Source organism: Carboxylicivirga mesophila (assembly GCF_018271975.1).
Classification (GTDB): domain Bacteria; phylum Bacteroidota; class Bacteroidia; order Bacteroidales; family Marinilabiliaceae; genus Carboxylicivirga; species Carboxylicivirga mesophila.
Genome location: NZ_JAGUCN010000019.1, coordinates 107960 through 128528 on the forward strand (window position 1 = coordinate 107960; position 20569 = coordinate 128528).

The 20569-nt window shown below is 42.3% G+C and carries 15 protein-coding genes; 5 read left to right on the forward strand and 10 right to left on the reverse strand.

Translation table 11 applies throughout. The annotated features are described in order from the left end of the window. Positions 1-6: 6 nt before the first annotated feature. The 9 genes from lacZ to KEM09_RS15920 form a co-directional block, all read right to left on the reverse strand. Positions 7-3126 (reverse strand): beta-galactosidase, LacZ type, encoded by a 3120-nt coding sequence (gene lacZ, locus KEM09_RS15880; protein WP_212229781.1) that lies wholly within the window; start codon positions 3124-3126, stop codon positions 7-9. A 27-nt stretch (positions 3127-3153) separates the two neighbouring features. After that, positions 3154-5160 (reverse strand): MGH1-like glycoside hydrolase domain-containing protein, encoded by a 2007-nt coding sequence (locus KEM09_RS15885; RefSeq protein WP_212229783.1) that lies wholly within the window; start codon positions 5158-5160, stop codon positions 3154-3156. A gap of 217 nt (positions 5161-5377) precedes the next feature. Next, complete coding sequence (locus KEM09_RS15890) at positions 5378-6928, reverse strand: tetratricopeptide repeat protein (RefSeq protein WP_212229785.1); 1551 nt, start codon at positions 6926-6928, stop codon at positions 5378-5380. Positions 6929-7067: 139 nt separating this feature from the next. Further along, positions 7068-8327, reverse strand: coding sequence for an NADH:ubiquinone reductase (Na(+)-transporting) subunit F (gene nqrF, locus KEM09_RS15895; RefSeq protein ID WP_212229787.1), 1260 nt, complete (start codon positions 8325-8327; stop codon positions 7068-7070). An 18-nt stretch (positions 8328-8345) separates the two neighbouring features. Further along, positions 8346-8978, reverse strand: a complete 633-nt coding sequence (nqrE, locus tag KEM09_RS15900) for an NADH:ubiquinone reductase (Na(+)-transporting) subunit E (RefSeq protein ID WP_212190456.1) — start codon at positions 8976-8978, stop codon at positions 8346-8348. Positions 8979-8996: 18 nt separating this feature from the next. Further along, entirely contained in the window at positions 8997-9656 is a 660-nt protein-coding gene (locus tag KEM09_RS15905) for an NADH:ubiquinone reductase (Na(+)-transporting) subunit D (protein ID WP_212229789.1), read from the reverse strand. Between the two features lie 12 nt (positions 9657-9668). Continuing rightward, a complete protein-coding gene (nqrC, locus tag KEM09_RS15910; RefSeq protein ID WP_212229791.1) occupies positions 9669-10367 on the reverse strand; it encodes an NADH:ubiquinone reductase (Na(+)-transporting) subunit C in 699 nt (232 codons plus the stop codon). A gap of 12 nt (positions 10368-10379) precedes the next feature. After that, a complete protein-coding gene (locus KEM09_RS15915) occupies positions 10380-11537 on the reverse strand; it encodes an NADH:ubiquinone reductase (Na(+)-transporting) subunit B (RefSeq protein WP_212229793.1) in 1158 nt (385 codons plus the stop codon). Positions 11538-11617: 80 nt separating this feature from the next. After that, positions 11618-12967 (reverse strand): Na(+)-translocating NADH-quinone reductase subunit A, encoded by a 1350-nt coding sequence (locus KEM09_RS15920; RefSeq protein WP_212229795.1) that lies wholly within the window; start codon positions 12965-12967, stop codon positions 11618-11620. A 158-nt stretch (positions 12968-13125) separates the two neighbouring features. Here KEM09_RS15920 and KEM09_RS15925 point away from each other — a divergent pair, with 158 nt between their 5' ends. Then, the gene (locus KEM09_RS15925) at positions 13126-14397 is read left to right on the forward strand and encodes a type IX secretion system plug protein (RefSeq protein ID WP_212229797.1); all 1272 of its coding nucleotides are present in this window, start codon (positions 13126-13128) and stop codon (positions 14395-14397) included. A 281-nt stretch (positions 14398-14678) separates the two neighbouring features. On the opposite strand, the gene KEM09_RS15930 is transcribed toward KEM09_RS15925, so the two are convergent. Further along, entirely contained in the window at positions 14679-15728 is a 1050-nt protein-coding gene (locus tag KEM09_RS15930) for a nuclear transport factor 2 family protein (protein ID WP_212229800.1), read from the reverse strand. Between the two features lie 356 nt (positions 15729-16084). Here KEM09_RS15930 and pruA point away from each other — a divergent pair, with 356 nt between their 5' ends. The 4 genes from pruA (at position 16085) to KEM09_RS15950 (ending at position 20448) form a co-directional block, all read left to right on the forward strand. Further along, positions 16085-17713: an L-glutamate gamma-semialdehyde dehydrogenase gene (gene pruA / locus KEM09_RS15935; protein WP_212229801.1), complete on the forward strand. Its 1629-nt coding sequence runs from the start codon at positions 16085-16087 to the stop codon at positions 17711-17713. Between the two features lie 323 nt (positions 17714-18036). Next, a complete protein-coding gene (locus KEM09_RS15940; RefSeq protein ID WP_212229803.1) occupies positions 18037-19605 on the forward strand; it encodes a hypothetical protein in 1569 nt (522 codons plus the stop codon). A gap of 172 nt (positions 19606-19777) precedes the next feature. Next, the gene (locus tag KEM09_RS15945; protein ID WP_212190438.1) at positions 19778-20083 is read left to right on the forward strand and encodes an FtsB family cell division protein; all 306 of its coding nucleotides are present in this window, start codon (positions 19778-19780) and stop codon (positions 20081-20083) included. Between the two features lie 41 nt (positions 20084-20124). Next, entirely contained in the window at positions 20125-20448 is a 324-nt protein-coding gene (locus tag KEM09_RS15950; protein WP_212229804.1) for a hypothetical protein, read from the forward strand. Positions 20449-20569: the final 121 nt, after the last annotated feature.

Below are 20569 nucleotides of genomic sequence, written 5' to 3' on the forward strand. Positions count from 1 at the left end.
AATCGCTTATTTGTTATATGTATATTTCACTTTATTATTTACCTCGCTAAGTTTCACCGGACTCAATCGGAAACTAAAGCTGTATTGACCAGCCGATACCCGATACTGTGGATGCGCCTGTGCACGCCAGCCCCAGGTAGTGTCGCCACCTACGCCCATATGTTTGTGATCGAGGCAAACAGAAATGGTTTCACCCGGCTCGATGTCGGTACCGTGCGCCATTTGTCTCTGGCCATTGTGCTCCAGGTCAGCAAAATCGAATTGCTGTGCATTAAACGCCATTGAACCTTCGGCTACAATCAGGATACCATTGCCAGCTTCATTTGTTAAGGTCAGCCAGTTAACATCTTCTTTAAGGCCTGTTTCCTGAGGACGCACGTAGGGATAGTACTGCTCCCACACTTTACCCTGGTAAAGCCCTTTCGGCATGCCTGTCTTCCGGTCGGCATAGCTTTCGAGCGGACCACGACCATACCATTGCAGGTTGTCAAATTCGGCTGCCATTTTAAAAGCTAAACCAACCCTTGGCAATTCGGGCAGTGTGTCATTAATGTCATAATTAACAGACACATTGACGTCTCCATTTTCATATAGTTCGTAACGGGTAGTTACAAAGGAGTTGTCCTGACTCAATGCCTGTTTGATAAGGACCTCCACCCGATTATCTTGCTTATTCACTTTTGTTTCAACAGCCTTCCACGATACATCTCTCCAGTCCCCACATTTGATATTCATGCCCCAGGCCAAATCATTCTCGGTAGGTGAGCGCCAAAAGTTGGGTTGAAGGGGTGCTTCTAACAACGATAGACCATTGCTTTCCCACGTGGTCAATTCGCCACTCTGCTTATCAAACACCAGCCTGGTCGTTTTATTAGCAACGCTGATTTGCTTGCTTGTTTCCTTTACTTTATAGCTGCTCTTTGAGGTAATCGCTTCCTTTCTATCAAACGACTTAATCACAAACTGATCCCAACCGGTTTCGTGCCCTTTGGCTATGAGCTGCGTTGAATTCTTCCGGCGGATATGAAAGGTCACCAGATACTCTCCACCAACTTGTCCATCAAGCTCGCCATAGTTAACGCTGAAACCCACTGTATCCTGCGGAGCTACCTTTGGCATCTCAATCGCTTTGGTTTGTAGAACTGTTCCGTAGTAACTGATCGTATAGCTCAGCTCATAATCATCAGTACCCACAAAATTCAAACGGTTCCACAGCTTAAATTCACCCTTGGATGCATTCACTTCCAGCACCTTTAATGGCTGATACACCTTTTTAACCTCATAGATATGTGGATTAGGCAGGCGATCGCTCGTCACCAGACCATTGGCACAGAAAGATGAATCGTTGCTGATGCCAACGTAGCCTAAATCACCACCATAAGCGTAGTAAGGCTTACCCTCAAGGTCCTTAACCGTAAAGGTTTGATCGGCCCAATCCCATATAAAGCCACCTTGCAAGCTGGGTTCGCTATCTATTAAATCCCAATAGCCTTGCAGGTTACCTACCGAATTGCCCATTGCATGCGCATATTCACACAGGATATATGGCTTCTTATAATCGCCTTCAATGTACTCACGCATCCAGTCTATAGTCGCATACATTGGGGCTGTAATGTCGGTATGGTCTTTTGAACGCGCCTGCTCATATTGCACCGGACGCGATGTATCGCGCGACTTGATCCATTCATAGGTTTTCTCAAAATTGATACCATCGCCGGCCTCATTCCCTAACGACCATGTGATAATGCTCGCATGGTTTTTTGTGCGCTCAAGCATCCTTTTGGTTCGGTTCAAATGGGTCGCCAGCCAGGCTGTATCTTTAGCTAATGACTCTTCGCCATAACCCATACCATGCGACTCAATATTTGCTTCATCCACCACGTACATGCCGTATTCGTCACATAACTCATACCAGCGCGCCATATTAGGATAGTGGGATGCCCGCACGGCATTAATATTGTGCTCCTGCATCAAGCGGATGTCCTTAATCATGTCTTCTTCGGTCAGCACATTACCATTAACAGCATGGTGCTCGTGACGATTGACGCCCCTGATGGTAACCGGTTGACCGTTGATAAGCAACTGACGGTTGATAATTTCGGATGTTCTGAAACCAATGCGACGCACCGTCGACTCCAATACATTCTTTTTACTATCGTATAAAGTCAGACGCAGACTGTAAAGATTCGGTGTTTCGGCGGTCCACTTTTTTACATTAGATATACCCTGTAGAAATGCCAGCTGAAGTTGTGTTTGTGCACCTTTAATCGCGCTTTTGGTATCGGCAATTAAGGTGTTTCCATCAAACAGTTCCATACCCAGCGCCAACTTCTCCTTATCAGCACGCTGCAATTCAATATCAACACTCAAAGTGCCATCGGTATAGTTGTTAGTTAGCCCGGCATGCACAAAGAAATCGCGCACATGATTAGGTGTACGCGCCACCAGGTACACATCACGCTCAATACCGCTCATCTTCCACATATCCTGATCTTCGAGATAGGAGCCACTGCAGAAGCGATACAACTCAACAGCCAAATCATTTTCTCCTGCCTGCAAGTATTTGGTAATATCAAATTCCATCGGCGTTTTTGAACCTTCGCCATAGCCCACTTTCTGACCATTCACCCACAAATACATCGCAGAATTAACAGCACCAAAATGGATAATCACCTGCTGGCCATCCCAACTTTGTGGCACCGTGAACTTACGCTTATAGGAACCTACCGGATTGTGATCAATAGGCACAAACGGCGGATTGGGTTCAAAGGGATAAGGCACATCAGTATATATTGGCGCAGAGTAACCTTGCAACTCAATATTCGCCGGCACTTTTATATCGTCCCAATTACTCACATCGTAATTGGACTGGTAGAAGTTTTTAGGTCGCTTGGGAGGAGCCACTGACCAGTTGAACTTCCAGGTGCCATTTAACGACTGATAGCGATCGGACTGTTGCCAGTTAATAGCCATGGCGTCCTCTGGCTTATCGAACACATAAAAAATAGCATGTGGTGCCAGCATATTAATCGCGAAAACATTCGGGTCTTCCCAATCCTGCAGTTTCTGAGCATCAATAAACTGAACCAGTGTCAGTAAAAATATTACGGATAGAAATCGAGTCATCGTTTTAAAATTGTGTCTGTTAATAATCTAGAACAACATCAAAATGTGGGCAGCACTCCAGCTAAAATGCTCAGCATTGAGTCCTTCCTTAGTTATTGGATGGTAGTTTTCACGAATTGGCTCCTGTGTGAATGCCAATCCTTTGGCACTTTCCACCATCTTCTGAGCCATTTGACGGGCTTCAGCTTCAAAGCCATAATTATTTAATCCAACAATGGCAAAATAGGCCTGATCGAGCCATACTGGCCCACGCCAGTAACCTTTTTCAGGGTTGAACTTTTCGTGTGCAGCGCTCAGAGTTGGGAATGGCATTGGCGTATTAAAACGCTCCTTATCCATTATCACCTCTTTAATTTGTTGAGCCTGCTCAGATGTAGCCACTTTATTGTAAAGCGGAGCCCAGCCTTCGGGTCCCTGTATGCGGATTTTCTCCTGGCTTTTCATCTCCACATCGTAATAGAACCCATCTTCGGAACAGTACATCACCTCCTGAATCTGATTGTTCAGTTGCTCTGCTTCACGGGCATATTTTTCAGCTGTTTCATCATCCTTAAGGATGCCGGCAATCTGTTGAATATATCTTTTCTCTTGCGCCAGATAAGCATTCAAGTCTACCGACTCCTGATTAAGCGAGAAGGCGCCCGGCTTGTTCTCCATGATGATAGCATCGTCAAAACGTACGGCATTGTCCATGCCACTTTCCCAGGCTGCCGCAATACGCGTCCCGTCGGTTGAACCATATTCACACAGGCCGTTCTGGTCATGGTCGCGGTTAATATACCACCACTCATGGTATTTCAGCAACTTAGGATATAACTCTTTAAGAAACTCCAGATCTTGGGTTTGCTCATACACTTCATAGATACACCATGCCGATAAAGGAGCCTTGGTATTGCGCCAGTTGACACCCTCAATATCCAAATCCCGAAAGAAACAGTCGGCAATCATGCCCTCTTCGTTCTGGTAATCATACATGGCACGGATCTGGTCCTTGGCCAGCTCGCCTTCGAAAGGAGCAATGGCAACAGCATGCTTCCATGAATCCCAGGCCCATAAGCCCTGGAAATAACTAGCTGCATAGGATGGGACAATTCCCTGGTGATAGATATCGCCTGCAGCACTTCTCCAGTTATGCATCAGTGTGAGCAAGGATTTTACCGCCAGTTTATCGTACTTATTCACATCGAGCAATGCCTTGTCAGAACCTTTCAATAAAGTCTTTAGATAGGCGTTCCAGCGTTGCTCGTTTTGTTCTATTGCAGGATTAACATTATCTATTGTTTTTAGAGCTTCTGCAGCGTATTGGTCTAACTCTTCCTGGTTAAAGGTGTAAGTGAAAGCAGTCGTAACAGTTGCTTTTTGTTTTGGCTTCATGCTTACAGCTGCCTCAAGGTATGAATAACAGCTATCAGTCAAGGTTATATTGCTGTCTTTAAAAATAAGTTGAGCATTTTCCTCATCCTGAATATTTATGAGTACTCTATTATCATGCTGACTCATTCCATTATTCATCACAGCAAATACTTCACCTTTCCAACCGAATTGCAGTTCTTTCGTTTCACCATTATTGATAATATCTGCTGTTACAATGGTGGTGCGTTCATTGGTATTCAACAGCGATAAGCTGATCTCCAGTTCGCCTATGCTAAATGATTGCTGAAGTATACCAGGGTAAAATGTATTTTGAACCTTTTTGGAGGCGCTTAGATCAATAAACTTATCCGCCTGCACATCCTTGATTTGAAGACCTATCAGCGATGGGCTCAGCCAGAAGCTACGTTGCTGGCGCATGAGGTATGGCCCTACAAAACTTCCGACCTTCTCAAGGTTATCGTCTTCAATTAAACTAAATGAGTGCCAGGTTCCCTTGTCAGAAAACGATGCTACATTATCCTCCTGCGGGAGTTTAATAGAACCGGCTAAGTTTAATACATTGGGATAGTTGCTGCGATCTATAACAACTTGTTTGGGTTGATGCTTTTGACATGCAACCAAAATAAGTGCCAGTACAAAAACAGAAAGTAGCTTTTTCATTGTGGATAAAATTGTCAGTTGATACTTTTTTCACACTGCTAAATAGCGCAGCAAAAATCAAAAACCCCAATATTATACCTCTATGAAATCTATACAATTCAGTTCTTCAAGCCCCTACAGCTACATCACACTATATTACAATAACATACAAATTATAACATTATCTCACAATAAAGCTATTTATCAACCTGTGTAGAGGTAAAACTCTACATCAAAACTATATTTTCATGATAAAATCTTTGAGTTGAATGCCCTTTTCAAGCTGTAGCTTCTTGCGCAAGCGGTAGCGGCTCATCTCAATGGACTTCACTTCCACGTGGTATTTATCAGCCAGTTCTTTTGAAGTAAGATCTTTGCGAATATCAATGATCAGCTGCATATCCTTATCGGTTAAGGATGGAAATTTGGTCTTCAGCCGGAACTTGAATTCCTTAATATACTCCTCTGACAGCATCGAAGACTCAGTATACTGGTCGAACTCCAATTGAAACTTTTTCCAGGCCGCTTTCAGCTCATCAGACGATGATTTACTCACATCTTCGGCTACACTCTTCACCAGATCATTTCGCTGCGATATGGTCAATGCTAGCGTCTCAATAGCTTCATCTTTATAGGCCAGCTTGTGGCTCAATTCGGCTTGTTGCTGCTCCTTTTTCTCCAGTTCCTGACTCAGCAGCTGTTGTTTGAGCAAGGCTTTCTCTGCCTTTGACCGAAACATTAAATACAGCACAACAATAATAACAAGGGTAGAAATGATGCCAACAATTATGAGTACTTGCCGATTAAATGCAATCTCCCTCGCCTGCTTTATAAGAAGCTCATCCTGCTTTATTTTTTCATCCTGAACACTCATCAGGTAATTCATTACCTCCTGAGCGTCGTTATTGTTGATTTTTTTATACAACTGAATGTATTTATTCTGATAGCGATAGGCGGCACTTAAATTGCCTGCAATGAACTCGTATTCATGCCTGATTTGGAAATACTCTATCAGGCTAAAACTATAGGAAGTAAGATAACTAAGCTCTTCTGCCGCATCTAAATAGTACTTACACTTTTTGTATTGATGCGTACTTAAATATACTTTGGCCAGTAATGAATAGGTTTCAATAAGTGCCGAGGCATGACCAGAACTATTATCAATAGCCTGAAGCAATGACTCTTCAGCTTTTCCCCAATCTTCGTATCTGACATAAACAACTCCCATATTATTCTGCACCGTTGCCAATAGTGATTTATTTACAGGGTCCATGCGCGATAACAGGAAAAGTGCTTTTTGAAACAAGCCCAATGCTTTTTGGTATTGGTTAAGATTGAGGGCATTTAAACCTAATGCGTTTGTATAAACAATTTCACTGCTTAAATCATTCCTTAACTGGGCAATATCCAGAGCTTTTTGGTGATAGGGCTCTGCCTGCTTATAGTTCCCAATATCGTAAAAAATCCAACCTGTGGTAGCTTTAATTCGTTGATGTAATATGGCCGTATCCTTATCTGCGAATAACTCTTCGCCTTTGAAAGCATATAACAGTGCTGAATGGTATTTGTGCTTATACAGGTAGGCCTGGGCCAAATTCCATAAAGCATGAGCCTTTTCGATACGTTGATTATCATTAAGCTGAGTGAAGATTTCGTATGAAATAAGGATGCAACTATCGGGATTGGTTTCCTGCAGATTACTGGCCCGGTTTAAATCTTGCTGAAGAGACTGCCCATAAACCGATAAACACAAAAACAGAAGTGAAATAATCGCCCAAATACCTTTCATACGTGCTAAGATTTGGTGTGCAATTTAATGATTTAAATGGACGATTAAGGTCCATTCTAACGTATTTATGCACTGACCTTCCTCAGGTATTCAGTAAAGACAAGAGCAAAAAAAAGCCCCAATTAAGGGGCTTATATATTTATGATCCGAAATCGTCAAAGGCAACCATCTCGTCGGGCACTCCCAAATCATACAGCATTTTATTTACCGCATCATTCATCATTGGAGGTCCACATAAGTAGTATTCGATATCTTCTGGCTCTTCATGCTTGCTCAGATACTCGTCATGAATCACCTGGTGGATAAAGCCTGTAGCGCCATCCCAGTTATCCTCTGGTAAAGGTTCAGAAAGCGCAATTGTGAACTTAAAGTTCGGGAACTCCTTCTCGATAGCGCGGAATTGATCTTCGTAGAAAATCTCTTTGCGCGAACGAGCTCCATACCAGAACGTAGCCTTGCGACCAGTTTTAACGGTGTGGAACAGGTGGAAGATGTGTGAACGCATTGGTGCCATACCTGCACCACCACCAATAAACATCATCTCACGGTCTGTTTCTTTAATAAAGAACTCACCATAAGGACCCGAAACAGTTACTTTGTCACCTGGCTTACGCGAGAAGATGAATGAAGAACATATTCCTGGGTTAACATTCATGAATTTACCGGCAACACGGTCCCACGGCGGTGTAGCAATACGGATGTTCAACATCACAATATTACCTTCGGCAGGGTGGTTAGCCATTGAGTAAGCGCGATAAGTTGCTTCCGGGTTTTTCATCTTCAGGTCGAACATACCAAACTTCTCCCATTCGCCACGATACTCGTCTTCAATATCCATGTCCTTGAAGTCAACATCAATCTTAGGCACGTCAATCTGGATGTAACCACCCGATTTAAAGTCTAAGATTTCACCTTCAGGTAACTTCACCACAAACTCCTTAATAAAGGTAGCCTGGCCGTCGTTAGATACCACTTCACATTCCCACTTCTTAATACCCATCACTTCCTGAGGGATCTGCATGGTCATGTCTTCTTTCACCTTCACCTGACAAGCTAGTCGCCAGTTGTTGGCCTGCTCTTTACGGGTAAAATAACCAGTTTCGGTAGGTAGAATTGAACCTGCACCGCTATCTACCTGACAGCGACACATAGCACATGTACCACCACCACCACAAGCTGATGGTAAAAAGATTTTATTATTACCTAATGCCGAAAGCAAGGTTTGACCCGGCTCTACCACCAACTCTTTTTCGCCATCGTTGATGTTGATGGTTACTTCGCCCGATGGCATCAGTTTTTTCTTAGCGTACAATAAGATAGATACCAAAGCCAGGATCACCAAAAGGAAAATCGCCACACTGGTAAAAATTACTGTACTATCAATTGCTAATAATGTCATTTCTAATACTTTTATTTTTTACAACTGAATTCCCATGAAACTCATAAATGCCACACCCATCAATCCGGTTACAATAAAAGTGATACCTAAACCACGCAGTGGAGCAGGCACATCAGAATATTGAATTTTCTCGCGGATAGCAGCAATACCAACAATAGCTAATAACCAACCAATACCCGAACCAACGCCGAATACAGTGGCTTCTCCAAGGTTAGCATATTCGCGCTCTTGCATAAATAACGAACCACCTAAGATGGCACAGTTTACAGCAATAAGCGGTAAGAAGATACCCAGTTGTGAGTATAGAGTCGGTGCAAACTTCTCCACCACCATTTCAACCAGCTGCACCATAGAGGCAATAACAGCGATAAACATGATGAAGCTTAAGAAGCTTAAATCATAAGTGGCAAACTTATTTTCTAATCCTAATAGGTTATCTAACCATACCAAAGCACCTTCACCCAACACATAGTCGTTAAGCAAATAGTTAACCGGCACAGTGATACTTAGTACAAATGTTACAGCCAATCCTAGTCCTAATGAGGTGTTCACGGTTTTTGATACTGCCAGGTATGAACACATACCAAAGAAGTAGGCGAATACCATGTTATCAATAAAGATTGACCGGATAAATATATTTATATAATCCATTTTTCTGCTTTTTTACAATTACGATTCTATCAAATCTTTATTACGTGAACGCTGTACCCAAATGATGATACCCACAACAACCAAAGCCATTGGAGGCAAAATCATAAAGCCATTGTTGGCATATCCCCATTGGTAAAATACATCAGGTATAATTTGAATGGCTCCCAATCCTGGTAATGTCAGGAAACCGGTTCCTAACAACTCACGGAAGAAAGCTACCACTATCAGGATAAAACCATATCCGGCACCGTTACCAATACCATCCAATACCGATGGCCATGGCTTGTTACCCAATGCAAAGGCTTCCAAACGTCCCATGATAATACAGTTGGTAATAATCAGACCAACGAATACCGACAGCTGCAAACTCACCTCATAGGCGAAGGCTTTCAGCACCTGGTCAACAATGATTACGAGCGATGCTACCACAACCAACTGCACAATAATACGAATACGTGCAGGTATGGTATTACGCAATAACGATATAATCAGGTTAGAAAATACAGTTACAAACATCACAGAGATCGACAATACGATGGCCGGCTCCAATTTAACTGTCACCGCCAAAGCAGAACAGATACCCAGTACCTGGATGGTAATGGGGTTTTGTGCTCCCAGAGGAGTTGTAATCAGCTTCAGATTCTTGGCTGAGAACAAAGGTTCTTTTTCACTACTCATCGTCACAATATTTTAGTTCTTTAAAAACTTTTCATATCCACTCAGGCAGTCTTCTAACATAGTACCAACACCAACACTGGTAATAGTACCACCAGAGATACCATCCACTTTATGCAGATCGCCCTGTGACTGTCCTTTCTTCACAACTTCAATGGAAGCAAACTGACCGTTTTCATCAAACAGTTTTTTACCTGTAAAAGGTTTCTGGAACATATCGGTTGTGATCTCAGCACCTAATCCAGGTGTTTCACCTTTGTGACCAAAGGTCGCACCAAACACAGTGTTCTTATCATCATCCAACGATACATATCCCCAGATAGGTCCCCAAAGACCTTTACCTCTTACCGGAATGATGTACTTAGTTTGTCCATTATCCAGTTTACACTCATAAATCGGGTAAGCACGCTCATCGTCGCCCTTCTTAACTTCTTTGGCTAAATCAACTGTAAAAGCTTCCAATCCTGCTTTCTTCTCCCCGTTGATGTCCAACACATAAGCATTCTCACCAATGTATTTATTGTATTTTTCTTCAGCATCAGCTGCTGTACTTTCAATCTGCACCGACTTCAGGATATCCATCTTTTTGGCCACGGCCGCATTTTTATCCTGCATTGGTTTTAACGATTGTGCTAAAAAGGCCAAGATAGCCGCTACCACAATCACCATAACAGATGCATACAGAAAAGTATAAGTATTTCCTTGTCTATCCATTTTACTAATTATTTAGGCAGCTACTTTAGCTCGTTTTAAACGACGTTTGATATTTCCTTGTACTACGTAGTGGTCAATCAATGGTGCGAATGTATTCATCAACAGGATGGCCAGCATCACTCCTTCAGGATAAGCCGGGTTAAACACGCGTACCATAATCGCCAGGAATCCAATCAGGAATCCGTAAATCCACTTACCTTTTTCGGTGCGTGTGGCTGATACAGGATCAGTTGCCATAAATACAGCACCAAAGGCGAAACCTCCTAAACACAGGTGGTGAATAGCATCAACCTGCATCAAAGCATTGGCACCCCAAAGGTTGAACAACAGCCCCATGAGGTAACCGCCTGCAAAGGTAGATACCATAATTTTCCAGCTACCAATGCCGGTATAAATCAGAATAGCTGCACCAATCAGAATAGCCAGCGTAGATGTTTCACCTATTGAACCAGGAATCATCCCTAAGAAGCTCTCGGCAATTGAGTGAGTTGGCGCCATACCCGAAGCAGCCTGTCCTAATGATGTAGCACCTGAAAAACCATCTACTACACCTTCGCCTTTGGTTAAACCAGAGATCCAAACAAGGTCACCTGACATTTTTGATGGATAGGCAAAGAAAAGGAATGCACGGGCTACTAAAGCCGGGTTCCAGATGTTCATACCTGTACCACCAAATACTTCTTTACCAATCACTACTGAGAAAGCTGTTGCTACAGCTACCATCCATAACGGAATATCAACAGGCAACACTAATGGAATCAGCATCCCTGAAACCAGGAATCCTTCCTGTACCTCGTGACCGCGAATTTGGGCAAACATAAATTCAATACCCAAACCTACGCCGTATGATACAACAACAATTGGTAATACTTTTAAGGCTCCGTGTCCAATCATCTCCCAGAATGATGCATCCTGCCCCAATGCGAGGAAATGCTGGTAACCGGTGTTCCAGATACCAAACAGCAATGCCGGAACTAATGCCAGAACGACAATTGCCATGGTACGCTTCAAATCAATCGCATCGCGCATGTGAACGCCGTTTTTGTTCGTTGTATTGGGAACAAAAAACAGGGTCTCAAGAGCATCGAAGGTTGAATGAAACTTTTCAAACTTCGCGCCCTTTTGAACGTGAGGTTTGATGTTATCTAATAAATTTCTTAACGCTTTCAATGTATATTAGTTTTATAGTTATTAGTCAGCAGGCAATGGACGAATCTCTTCTGTCTTCACACTTCTGACTACTGACTAATTTAACTCAACTCCTTAATCATTAAATCAATACCCTTACGTAAAGTGGCTTGAAGCGGCTGCTTTGAAGTACATACAAACTCACAAAGAGCGATGTCTTCTTCGGCTAACTCATAAATACCGAGTTGCTCCATTTTATCGATATCTTCTACCAATATGGCTCTGAATAAGAACTCTGGCAAAATATCCATTGGCAGCACTTTATCATACTGACCTGATACCACAAACGAACGAAGACCACCATGCATATTAGCATCCAGGCGATATTCTTTCTTTTTACACATCCAGCTGAAGAAAGAGTGTGACATACTGAATTTATTGAAACCAGGCATAGCCCATCCCATAAATTCGTAATAATCACCTTCAGGAATGACGGTTACCTGTGAATGATATGTTCCAAGGAAGCCATCTTCTTCAACTTGAGTACCTGTTAATACATTACCGCTGATATAACGCAATGTATCGTCAGTTTTTACATTGTTTTTCACTAATGTAGAGATGCTGGCGCCTAACTTGGTACGGTAATAGCCCTTCTTTTCAACTTCACTGCCAGCCAATACAACAATGCGGTTGGCATCGTAAATACCTTCGGTAAATAACTTACCAATGGCAATGATTTCCTGCGGTTGAGCTACCCATACTACCTCACCTTTACTAATAGGCATGGTGTGGTGAATTTGCACACCAACGTTACCGGCAGGGTGTGGCCCGCTGAAGGTGTGAACAGTTACCCCATTCAGGTTTTTGAACACCTTTGAAGCTGCATCATTTTGTACACCAACATGAACGTTGTCGCACAAACGCTTAATTACATCAATACCAGCTTGCAAAGCTTCCTCCTGACCAGATAGAACAAAGTCCATATCGGGTGCTAAAGGAGCACTGTCAAAACCTGAAATAAAGAATGCTTTAGGTGTTTCGTCAGCATTAGCAATTACATCATACGGACGTTTACGAATAAACGGCCATAAGCCTGCAGCTTGCATTTTCTCAACTACTTGTTCTTTTGAAAGGTCGGCAGCGTTGGCAGTTCCAAACTGCTCTTTTTCGTCTGCTCCATCAGCCTTAACGACTACTTCAAGGATTCTACGGCGTTCGCCACGGTTAACCGCAGCCAACTCTCCACTAACAGGAGACACAAATTTTATTTCCGGACGATACTTGTCAAAAAATAAAACTGTACCCGCTTTCACCTTGTCCCCAACTTTGACAGCCATTTTTGGTACCACACCGTGAAAATCGGTAGGCTTCACTGCAAAAAGCTCGGGTAATTCAGCTTGCCCGAATACCTTATCGGCTTTGCCGGCCAGCTGGATATCAAGACCTTTTTTGATTTTTATTACCTCTGACATGTTTGAAAAACGGTTTTTTTATTTTTACGCGCAAAAGTACATAAATTTATCACTAATCCATATATATTGCGTTTGTAAAAACACATATTGACATGGATTATTTTAACACTTATAAATATATAGATACTTTCCATCCTTTTTTAAGCTCATTTTCCGCAATGCTAAAACGCTTTTTGAGTAGCACCATTATCTGTGTTTTGAGTTGGACTACCAGCATGGCCAATAATCCGGTTCAAACCGCTTCGCACATACGTACCGTTCAGTTGCATAAGAAAGGTTGGAGCATGTCGCAACCTATTATCAACCTGTATCCCAGCGAACAGCTTACCCTCTCTTTTGATGATTTTGCCTACGAATCAAAAAACTATCAATACAGGATTATTCATTGCACTTCGGACTGGGAAGAGTCAAACCTGATGCAAACTGAATACATTGATGGCTTTATGCCGAACTCGGTGGATGACTACCAATATTCTTTTAACACCACCTTTGACTACATTCACTACCAGCTCGATTTTCCCAACGAGGATATCAAGCTGAAGCTATCGGGCAACTACATCATTAAAATATTTGAATTGGGCCGCGAGGATGAACCTGTGCTGATTCGTCCGTTTTATGTGACAGAATCAATGGTAAGCATCTTGCCGCGCATCAAGTTTACTTCCAACTCCAATTTTAGGGGGTCGATGCAGGAAGTTAACTTTACCATACTGCATCCCAATTTCAGAATTAATAATCCGCGCGAAGAATTAAAAGTGGTACTTCAGCAAAACGGGCGCTGGGATAACCAGATTGATAATCTGAAACCCCTGTTTATACGCAACGAAGAACTGGACTATACCTATAATCGTGAGAACCTGTTTGATGGCGGTAATGAATATCGCTGGCTGGATATAAGAAGCACCCGCTTTGCGCCTGAGCATGTTTCGGAGATTTCGTTTTTTGATCCCCACTATCACTTTACGCTGTTTCCGGATAAGTTAATGGGCCGAAAACCCTATTTCTATCGCGAAGATTTTAATGGCCGCTATTACGTTGATGTTAAAGAAAACCGCGATCCGGTTATTGAAGCTGATTATGTGTATGTACATTTCAGATTACCGGTTCAGGCACCCTTTGTAGATGGACACATATATGTAACAGGCGGCTTAAATGACTGGCAGCTGAATTCCAACAACCGCATGGAATACAATTTCAATACGCATATGTATGAATTAACCCTGCTACTGAAACAAGGTTTCTACAACTACCAGTATCATTTTCTGGAGCAAGGACACACCAAAGCAGAGGTGGAGCGATTTGAAGGTAGTTTTGTGCAAACTGAGAATGATTATATCATCTATGTATATTACAGAAGTGTGGGTGATAACTACGAGCGGTTGATTGGTGTTAACATATCCAACTCAATAAAACATAGCCTCAGCAAATAGTTGAATGACATGGCAACCCTAAAAGCTTTTCGGCAATAATTGAAGATTATCTATCTCAGCTTTTCGATGCTTCCATCTAAAAGCTCGCTAGTCCGTATGCGTGATGCACTTGGCACTTCCAACTACACCTTAGATTTAATAAAGCTGCATGTTACAGACATACCTTTAATTAAAAAAATCACACTTTTGCAATAGCCGCAAAAACGAAGCTGCCCAAAAAAAATGGACAGCCTCGTCACCTGTTTGATTGGTAAATAGTTTCAGATCAGTACGGTCAGTTACTAAGGTGCCGCCGGGCAATCATACTGCGGATCTACCGCACAAAGGTAATAGTAACGGAAACCCATTACGGCTTCAGCAAGCTCAGGAATTCCCAGCATTATATCACCCTCTGAGTAGTAGTCTCTGGAGTAATAAACGTCGCTTGTTCCTTCAACAAACTTAACTATTGACATACCGGGAGCACTAAACTCGGCGCCGTTAAACAAGCCTGTCATGGTCCAGGTTGCCATATAAATATCGTCCACCACGGTTTCGTCCTCAACAATCGTGTAAAGGTTCGATGATCCTGCAAATAAACGTGCCAGAAACTGAGCCATTGTTTCTGGTCCAACAATATCGACAATGGGGTCGTGATACTCGTAATCGTCAGCCAGGAAAGGGAGCACATCGGTCCAGTTCCCCGCATGCATTTCAATAAGCTGACGTCCGACACTTAGTTGCTCTTTTATGAGCTTTTTGCTTGATTTTAATTGGTCAACTGAACTAACCGGAGGAAATGGGCAGTCAAAGGTTGGATCCACCGCACACCGGTACTGTGCCCTGAAAACAGCCATCAATTCATCCATACCATCTATTGTTGCCATGATGTCGCCCTCGGAATAGTAGTCACGCTGGTAGTACACCTGAAAGGAGTTAGGCCGGAACTTGAAGATAGAAATACCTTTGGCTTCATAGGGAATGCCATTAAAACTGCCATCCATTATCCAGGTGGCCGAATAGATATCATCAATGAGGGTTTCATCCACAACAATTGTTCTCAAATCTGGCGAAGAATCTTCGATGAGTTGGTTAAGGAAACCGGTCATGTGGTCAATGCCGTAGATATCCACAATCGGATCGTGGTATTCAATATCGTCCGAGTAGTAAGGAAGCACATCATCAACACCACCTGATGTTACTTCCAATAAGGCACGCCCCACCTCAAGTCGTTTCTCATGAAGCTTATTGAGCAGGTCGGCCTTTCCTCCAATCTTATCAATGTATGAGCAGGCCTGAGTCATCATCACAATGCCCACAAGCATTGTGAAAGCTTTGATAATTTTTCTCATGTCTTTCGAATTAAATTTAACAAACCAGATAATACGAATCGCTTATAGATTGCAGGTTAACGCATTAGCTAAATTAAGCTAAAAAATATCCAAAGTAAAGTGCCGTCTGGCTCAAAGCACAATCTCGCATGACCATGCAGTTAGCGGACTTAGCTTTCCTCTCAATGCTTTAAATCGTAAGCTGGCAAAAAGAAAAGCTGATAAATATTATCTAAATTCATTTTAAACCCTGACATATTTCATGTACATCGGCTTTTTTATTTCATAGATTTGTTTCACTCAGATGATTTTGGATTAGAATCTATTCGTTTAAGGTCATACATTTGACTATTGTAACAACCAAAAAAATAAAATCTATGCCAAAAGGAATTTTTCAAGTACCGCCGGCTGTTAATGAGCCGATTAAAAGCTACGCTCCGGGTACACCCGAGCGCGCCGAGCTAAAAAAGATGTTGGAAGAGCTTCGCTCGCAAGAGCTTGACATCCCAATGTTTATTGGAGGTGAAGAAATCAGAACAGGTAATACAAAACGTATTCACCCACCACACGAAATCGCACATACTCTAGGTCATTATCACCAGGGAGATGAGACACATGTGCACATGGCGATTGACGCAGCATTGAAAGCGCGTAAGCAGTGGGTTAACCTGAGCTGGGAGCACCGTGCAGCTATCTTCTTAAAAGCAGCTGATTTATTAGCTGGCCCTTACCGTCAGTTAATTAATGCAGCTACCATGCTAGGTCAGTCAAAAAATGCATTCCAGGCCGAGATTGATTCAGCCTGTGAGCTGGCCGATTTCTTCCGCTTCAACGTACAATACATGACCGAAATCTATGCTGGTCAGCCAGAATCGGCGCCAGGCATCTGGGATCGTGTTGAGTACCGTCCGTTGGAAGGTTTCGTGTTTGCACTCACACCATTTAACTTTACTTCTATTGCTGGTAACCTGCAAACAGCTCCTGCTATGATGGGTAACGTAACTGTATGGAAACCATCGAAGACTGCTGTTTATTCGGCTTATTTCTTAATGAAATTGTTCAAAGAAGCAGGTGTACCTGATGGTGTTATCAACCTGGTTTATGCTTCTGGTCCTGTAGCTGCTAAAGAAATTTTCTCTCACCCTGATTTCGCAGGTTTCCACTTTACCGGTTCTACGGGTGTATTCCAAAGCACCTGGAAAGCGATTGGTGATAACATTGCCAAATACAAAACATACCCACGCATCGTAGGTGAAACAGGCGGTAAAGATTACATATTGGCACACAAATCATGTGACGCTAAAGGTGTGGCCACTGCTATTGTTCGTGGTGCTTTCGAATACCAGGGACAGAAATGTTCAGCTGCCTCTCGTGCCTATATGCCAGCCAGTCGCTGGGAAGAAATTTTTGGCTATGTAAAAGAGCAGATGGCAGAAGTAAAAATGGGGCCTCCTGAAGATTTCAGCAACTTTGTAAACGCCGTTATCGATGAGACTTCTTTTGACCTGTTAGCCGGTGCTATTGACGAAGCAAAAGAAAGTAATGAAGCTGAAGTGATTCTTGGTGGTGGCCATGATAAGTCGGTTGGTTATTTTATTGAGCCTACTATCATACTTACAACCAATCCAAAGTATCGCACGATGGAAGAAGAGTTGTTCGGCCCGGTATTAACTATTTATGTATACGACGATAGCAAGTTTGAGGAAACAATGGATATCCTTGACTCTACTTCTATCTATGCATTAACAGGTTGTATCTTTGCACAGGATCGTTACATTATTGAAAAAGCTACCAAGCGATTGGTTGACACAGCTGGTAACTTCTACATCAATGATAAGCCAACAGGCGCCGTTGTAGGTCAGCAGCCATTTGGTGGTTCTCGTGGTTCGGGTACAAATGACAAGGCAGGTTCGGCCATTAACCTGATGCGTTGGGTAAGCCCACGCACCATTAAGGAGAACTTTGTTCCGCCACACGATTTTAAATATCCTTTCTTAGCAGAATAATTCAAAAAGCCCCGGTGACGGGGCTTTTTTTTACTCCTCCCTTTAGTTACACCAGGCTCTTCTGGCAACATACTCCTGGTTACTATTCACTCATCCCCTCCTACTGAACACTGCAAAAGAATAGTACGCAATATCAAACCTTTTTGCGGTTGATTTATGATAAAAAAATGATAGTTTTGCATGCGCTGATTATTATCATAAATATAAATCAGCACGCTGATATCGCTTAATAACTCACCTGACACTCATTAGCAAATAGTGCATGCTATTGAGCATTCGTCACAATACAGTCTATATTTTCTCTAATACCAAAAAAAAGAATTATGAATTTTAAACAAAACACATTGAAGCTAATGGCATGTCTGCTATTAACTATCAGCTGCATTATGCCATTGCACGCGCAGGAACAGGCACACAAACTTTATGAAAATGTCTCCAAGGACAGCCTGATGTTTTTGACCTACTTCAACAAAGACCAATTTACATCAGAATTGCTCGCTGAGTTTTTAAGTGAATTTACTTCTAACATTAAAAGTGAACTCATCCAATCTGCAAAGGAGGTATGCCTCTACGGACACAAAGATGGAGCTTTCAACCATTATACAGTGCAGTTTAGAGGAATTGAACAAATCCAGTTAAGTCAGGTAGATGAGATACTAAAAAAAAACAACCTGACCATAGAAGAGCTGAATCCGACGTACGCTATCATCAACGGCGGTAAATACCGCAAGGGCATATTTTGGTTTAACAAGGAATATTTTGAATTAAAGATATTCGCCCAGATTGAACCCATTGACGGGACTCTAAAAAAGGAGTACAATCGACTGATAAATATACTACATACCGCCGTCAGCTATGACATGGGTTATGAGGACATAGCCTTTAAACTGGATTCGCTGGACAGACTCGACTCGGTTAACTCAGCCTTAAGCTTTAAAGCCCTTTTAGCAACTGAGAAAAATGCCTTAAGCCGTCAGGTCAAGCATCAGGTTGATTTTACTGAAGTATTTGATGAGCATACCGATGATTGTGGTGCTTTGCTGTATATCAATCCACAGCATGCTGGTGCCATCCCCTATCATGTTTACAATGTGCTTGGAAGTGAAATACCGGAACTTTATGAGCACTCATCACTCACCGCGGGTTTGATGCAGCATTATGAAGAAGTATGGCTCAAGCTATCGGCCAATGCGCAACAGATTACAGCCAGCAGCATCGCAGTCAACAAGGCAACGCTTCCATCATTCAATCAGCCAATTGATAAGCAAATAGCCAAATATCTGCCGGCTAACACGCAAGCACTATACATCTACAATGCCAACCTGGCCGCGTTCAAAAATAACCTGGCAAGCTATCTTGATTATAAAGATTTTGACCGCGAAGAACGTGCTATAGCCCGTTTAGCCCTTTTGGCATTTGATGATGAACTGGCAAAGCACCTGGGGAATGGCTTTATAGCTGTAACCGACAGCAGCCTGAATGGCCGTGACATGCCCGACTTTAAAGCAGCAATTCACATGCCCAACAGGCAAAAAGGTGCCACTTTGCTAAGTATATTACAAAACGACCTGGAGCTTATTAAAAAAGTATCGGAAGATGTCTATACCTTCCAGCCTGAGAAACTGGGGAGCGATAAACATCTTTACCTCAATACGCGTCACAGCACATGGCTTCTGGGAACCGGCACACCAGCCGGTTTGGAGCGTACATTAAGTCCAACAGAATTGAAGCAACACTATCCGGAGCTATTCACCGGCAAAACTTCGCAATTTCTGTTCTTTGATGCATCAACTTTGAGTTCATCAAAAATAGACTTTCAAAAGGTGCAGCTAAAAACACAAATACTTAAAAAGAATCGCATCAAAACGACAGTATCAATAGATTTAAAATAAATATTAACCTGAGCACCAAATTTAACATCGAACTCTGGTTATTATCCGCCTGCCGGCAAATCATTTCGATCTGGCAGGCGGTTGTCATTTACAATGGTCAATTGAATAAATCACAGTTCACCTTTATATGGTGTTGCTTAAATCATTACATTTGCAGAAACAACAAGGCAAAATGAGTCAAACGAGTTTCAGGAAATACATTAAACCACTTATCAGCAATAAGTTTTTTCTTGCTACACTGGCTTTTATTGTTTACATCACCATATTTGATCAGAATAGCCTGATTGATCGCTACAGACTTGCCCGACGCATCAACCAATTGGAAAAGCAAAAGCAGCACTATATCAACGAAATTGAGCAAAACAACCGCAAGATGGATGAACTGCAGAGTAACATTGAAAATCTTGAGAAGTTTGCCCGCGAAGAATACCTGATGAAGAAAAAAGACGAAGTTATTTTTGTTGTTGAAGAAGAGTAGCCACTGCCTGCACTGTTTAAACCAGATTATACAAGAAATTCATGAATATTTACAAGTTTTTGAGTGTCATCTACTACATTGGGATGGCGCTTGTTTTTTTAGGAATATTAATGCATATGAGTGGCTTAACTTACGGTGCCTGGTGCTTTGCCGGTGGTGCGGTTATTATGGTAGCTATTCGCTTGTACAACCGCATGGTAGGTAAGCCCGAAAACCAGCGCGTATATACCATCATGCTATACAGTGCTGTTTTATTACTACCGGCTGCGTGGGCCATGCTAACACACCGTCGTTATTGGATCATCTTTATTATTCTGACTGCTATACTGGATACTTATGCCAGCTATCGTCGCATTAAAAAGTAATTAACCTGAGTTCGATTTAAATTTTTAAACTCAGATTAAAATAAAGAGCTGATTTACAATGAATAATTTTAGAGGAATAGTGAACTATTGCGATAAAATTTGAAGCAGTAAATCAGTTATT

Coding starts and splice junctions, on each gene's coding strand:
- KEM09_RS15905 (WP_212229789.1), bottom strand. CDS start 9,656: ATGAGTAGTGAAAAAGAACCTTTGTTCTCAGCCAAGAATCTGAAGCTG.
- KEM09_RS15940 (WP_212229803.1), top strand. CDS start 18,037: ATGAATTTTAAACAAAACACATTGAAGCTAATGGCATGTCTGCTATTA.
- nqrE (WP_212190456.1), bottom strand. CDS start 8,978: ATGGATTATATAAATATATTTATCCGGTCAATCTTTATTGATAACATG.
- nqrF (WP_212229787.1), bottom strand. CDS start 8,327: ATGACATTATTAGCAATTGATAGTACAGTAATTTTTACCAGTGTGGCG.
- KEM09_RS15885 (WP_212229783.1), bottom strand. CDS start 5,160: ATGAAAAAGCTACTTTCTGTTTTTGTACTGGCACTTATTTTGGTTGCA.
- KEM09_RS15890 (WP_212229785.1), bottom strand. CDS start 6,928: ATGAAAGGTATTTGGGCGATTATTTCACTTCTGTTTTTGTGTTTATCG.
- KEM09_RS15950 (WP_212229804.1), top strand. CDS start 20,125: ATGAATATTTACAAGTTTTTGAGTGTCATCTACTACATTGGGATGGCG.
- KEM09_RS15930 (WP_212229800.1), bottom strand. CDS start 15,728: ATGAGAAAAATTATCAAAGCTTTCACAATGCTTGTGGGCATTGTGATG.
- pruA (WP_212229801.1), top strand. CDS start 16,085: ATGCCAAAAGGAATTTTTCAAGTACCGCCGGCTGTTAATGAGCCGATT.
- nqrC (WP_212229791.1), bottom strand. CDS start 10,367: ATGGATAGACAAGGAAATACTTATACTTTTCTGTATGCATCTGTTATG.
- KEM09_RS15945 (WP_212190438.1), top strand. CDS start 19,778: ATGAGTCAAACGAGTTTCAGGAAATACATTAAACCACTTATCAGCAAT.
- lacZ (WP_212229781.1), bottom strand. CDS start 3,126: ATGACTCGATTTCTATCCGTAATATTTTTACTGACACTGGTTCAGTTT.
- KEM09_RS15925 (WP_212229797.1), top strand. CDS start 13,126: ATGCTAAAACGCTTTTTGAGTAGCACCATTATCTGTGTTTTGAGTTGG.
- KEM09_RS15920 (WP_212229795.1), bottom strand. CDS start 12,967: ATGTCAGAGGTAATAAAAATCAAAAAAGGTCTTGATATCCAGCTGGCC.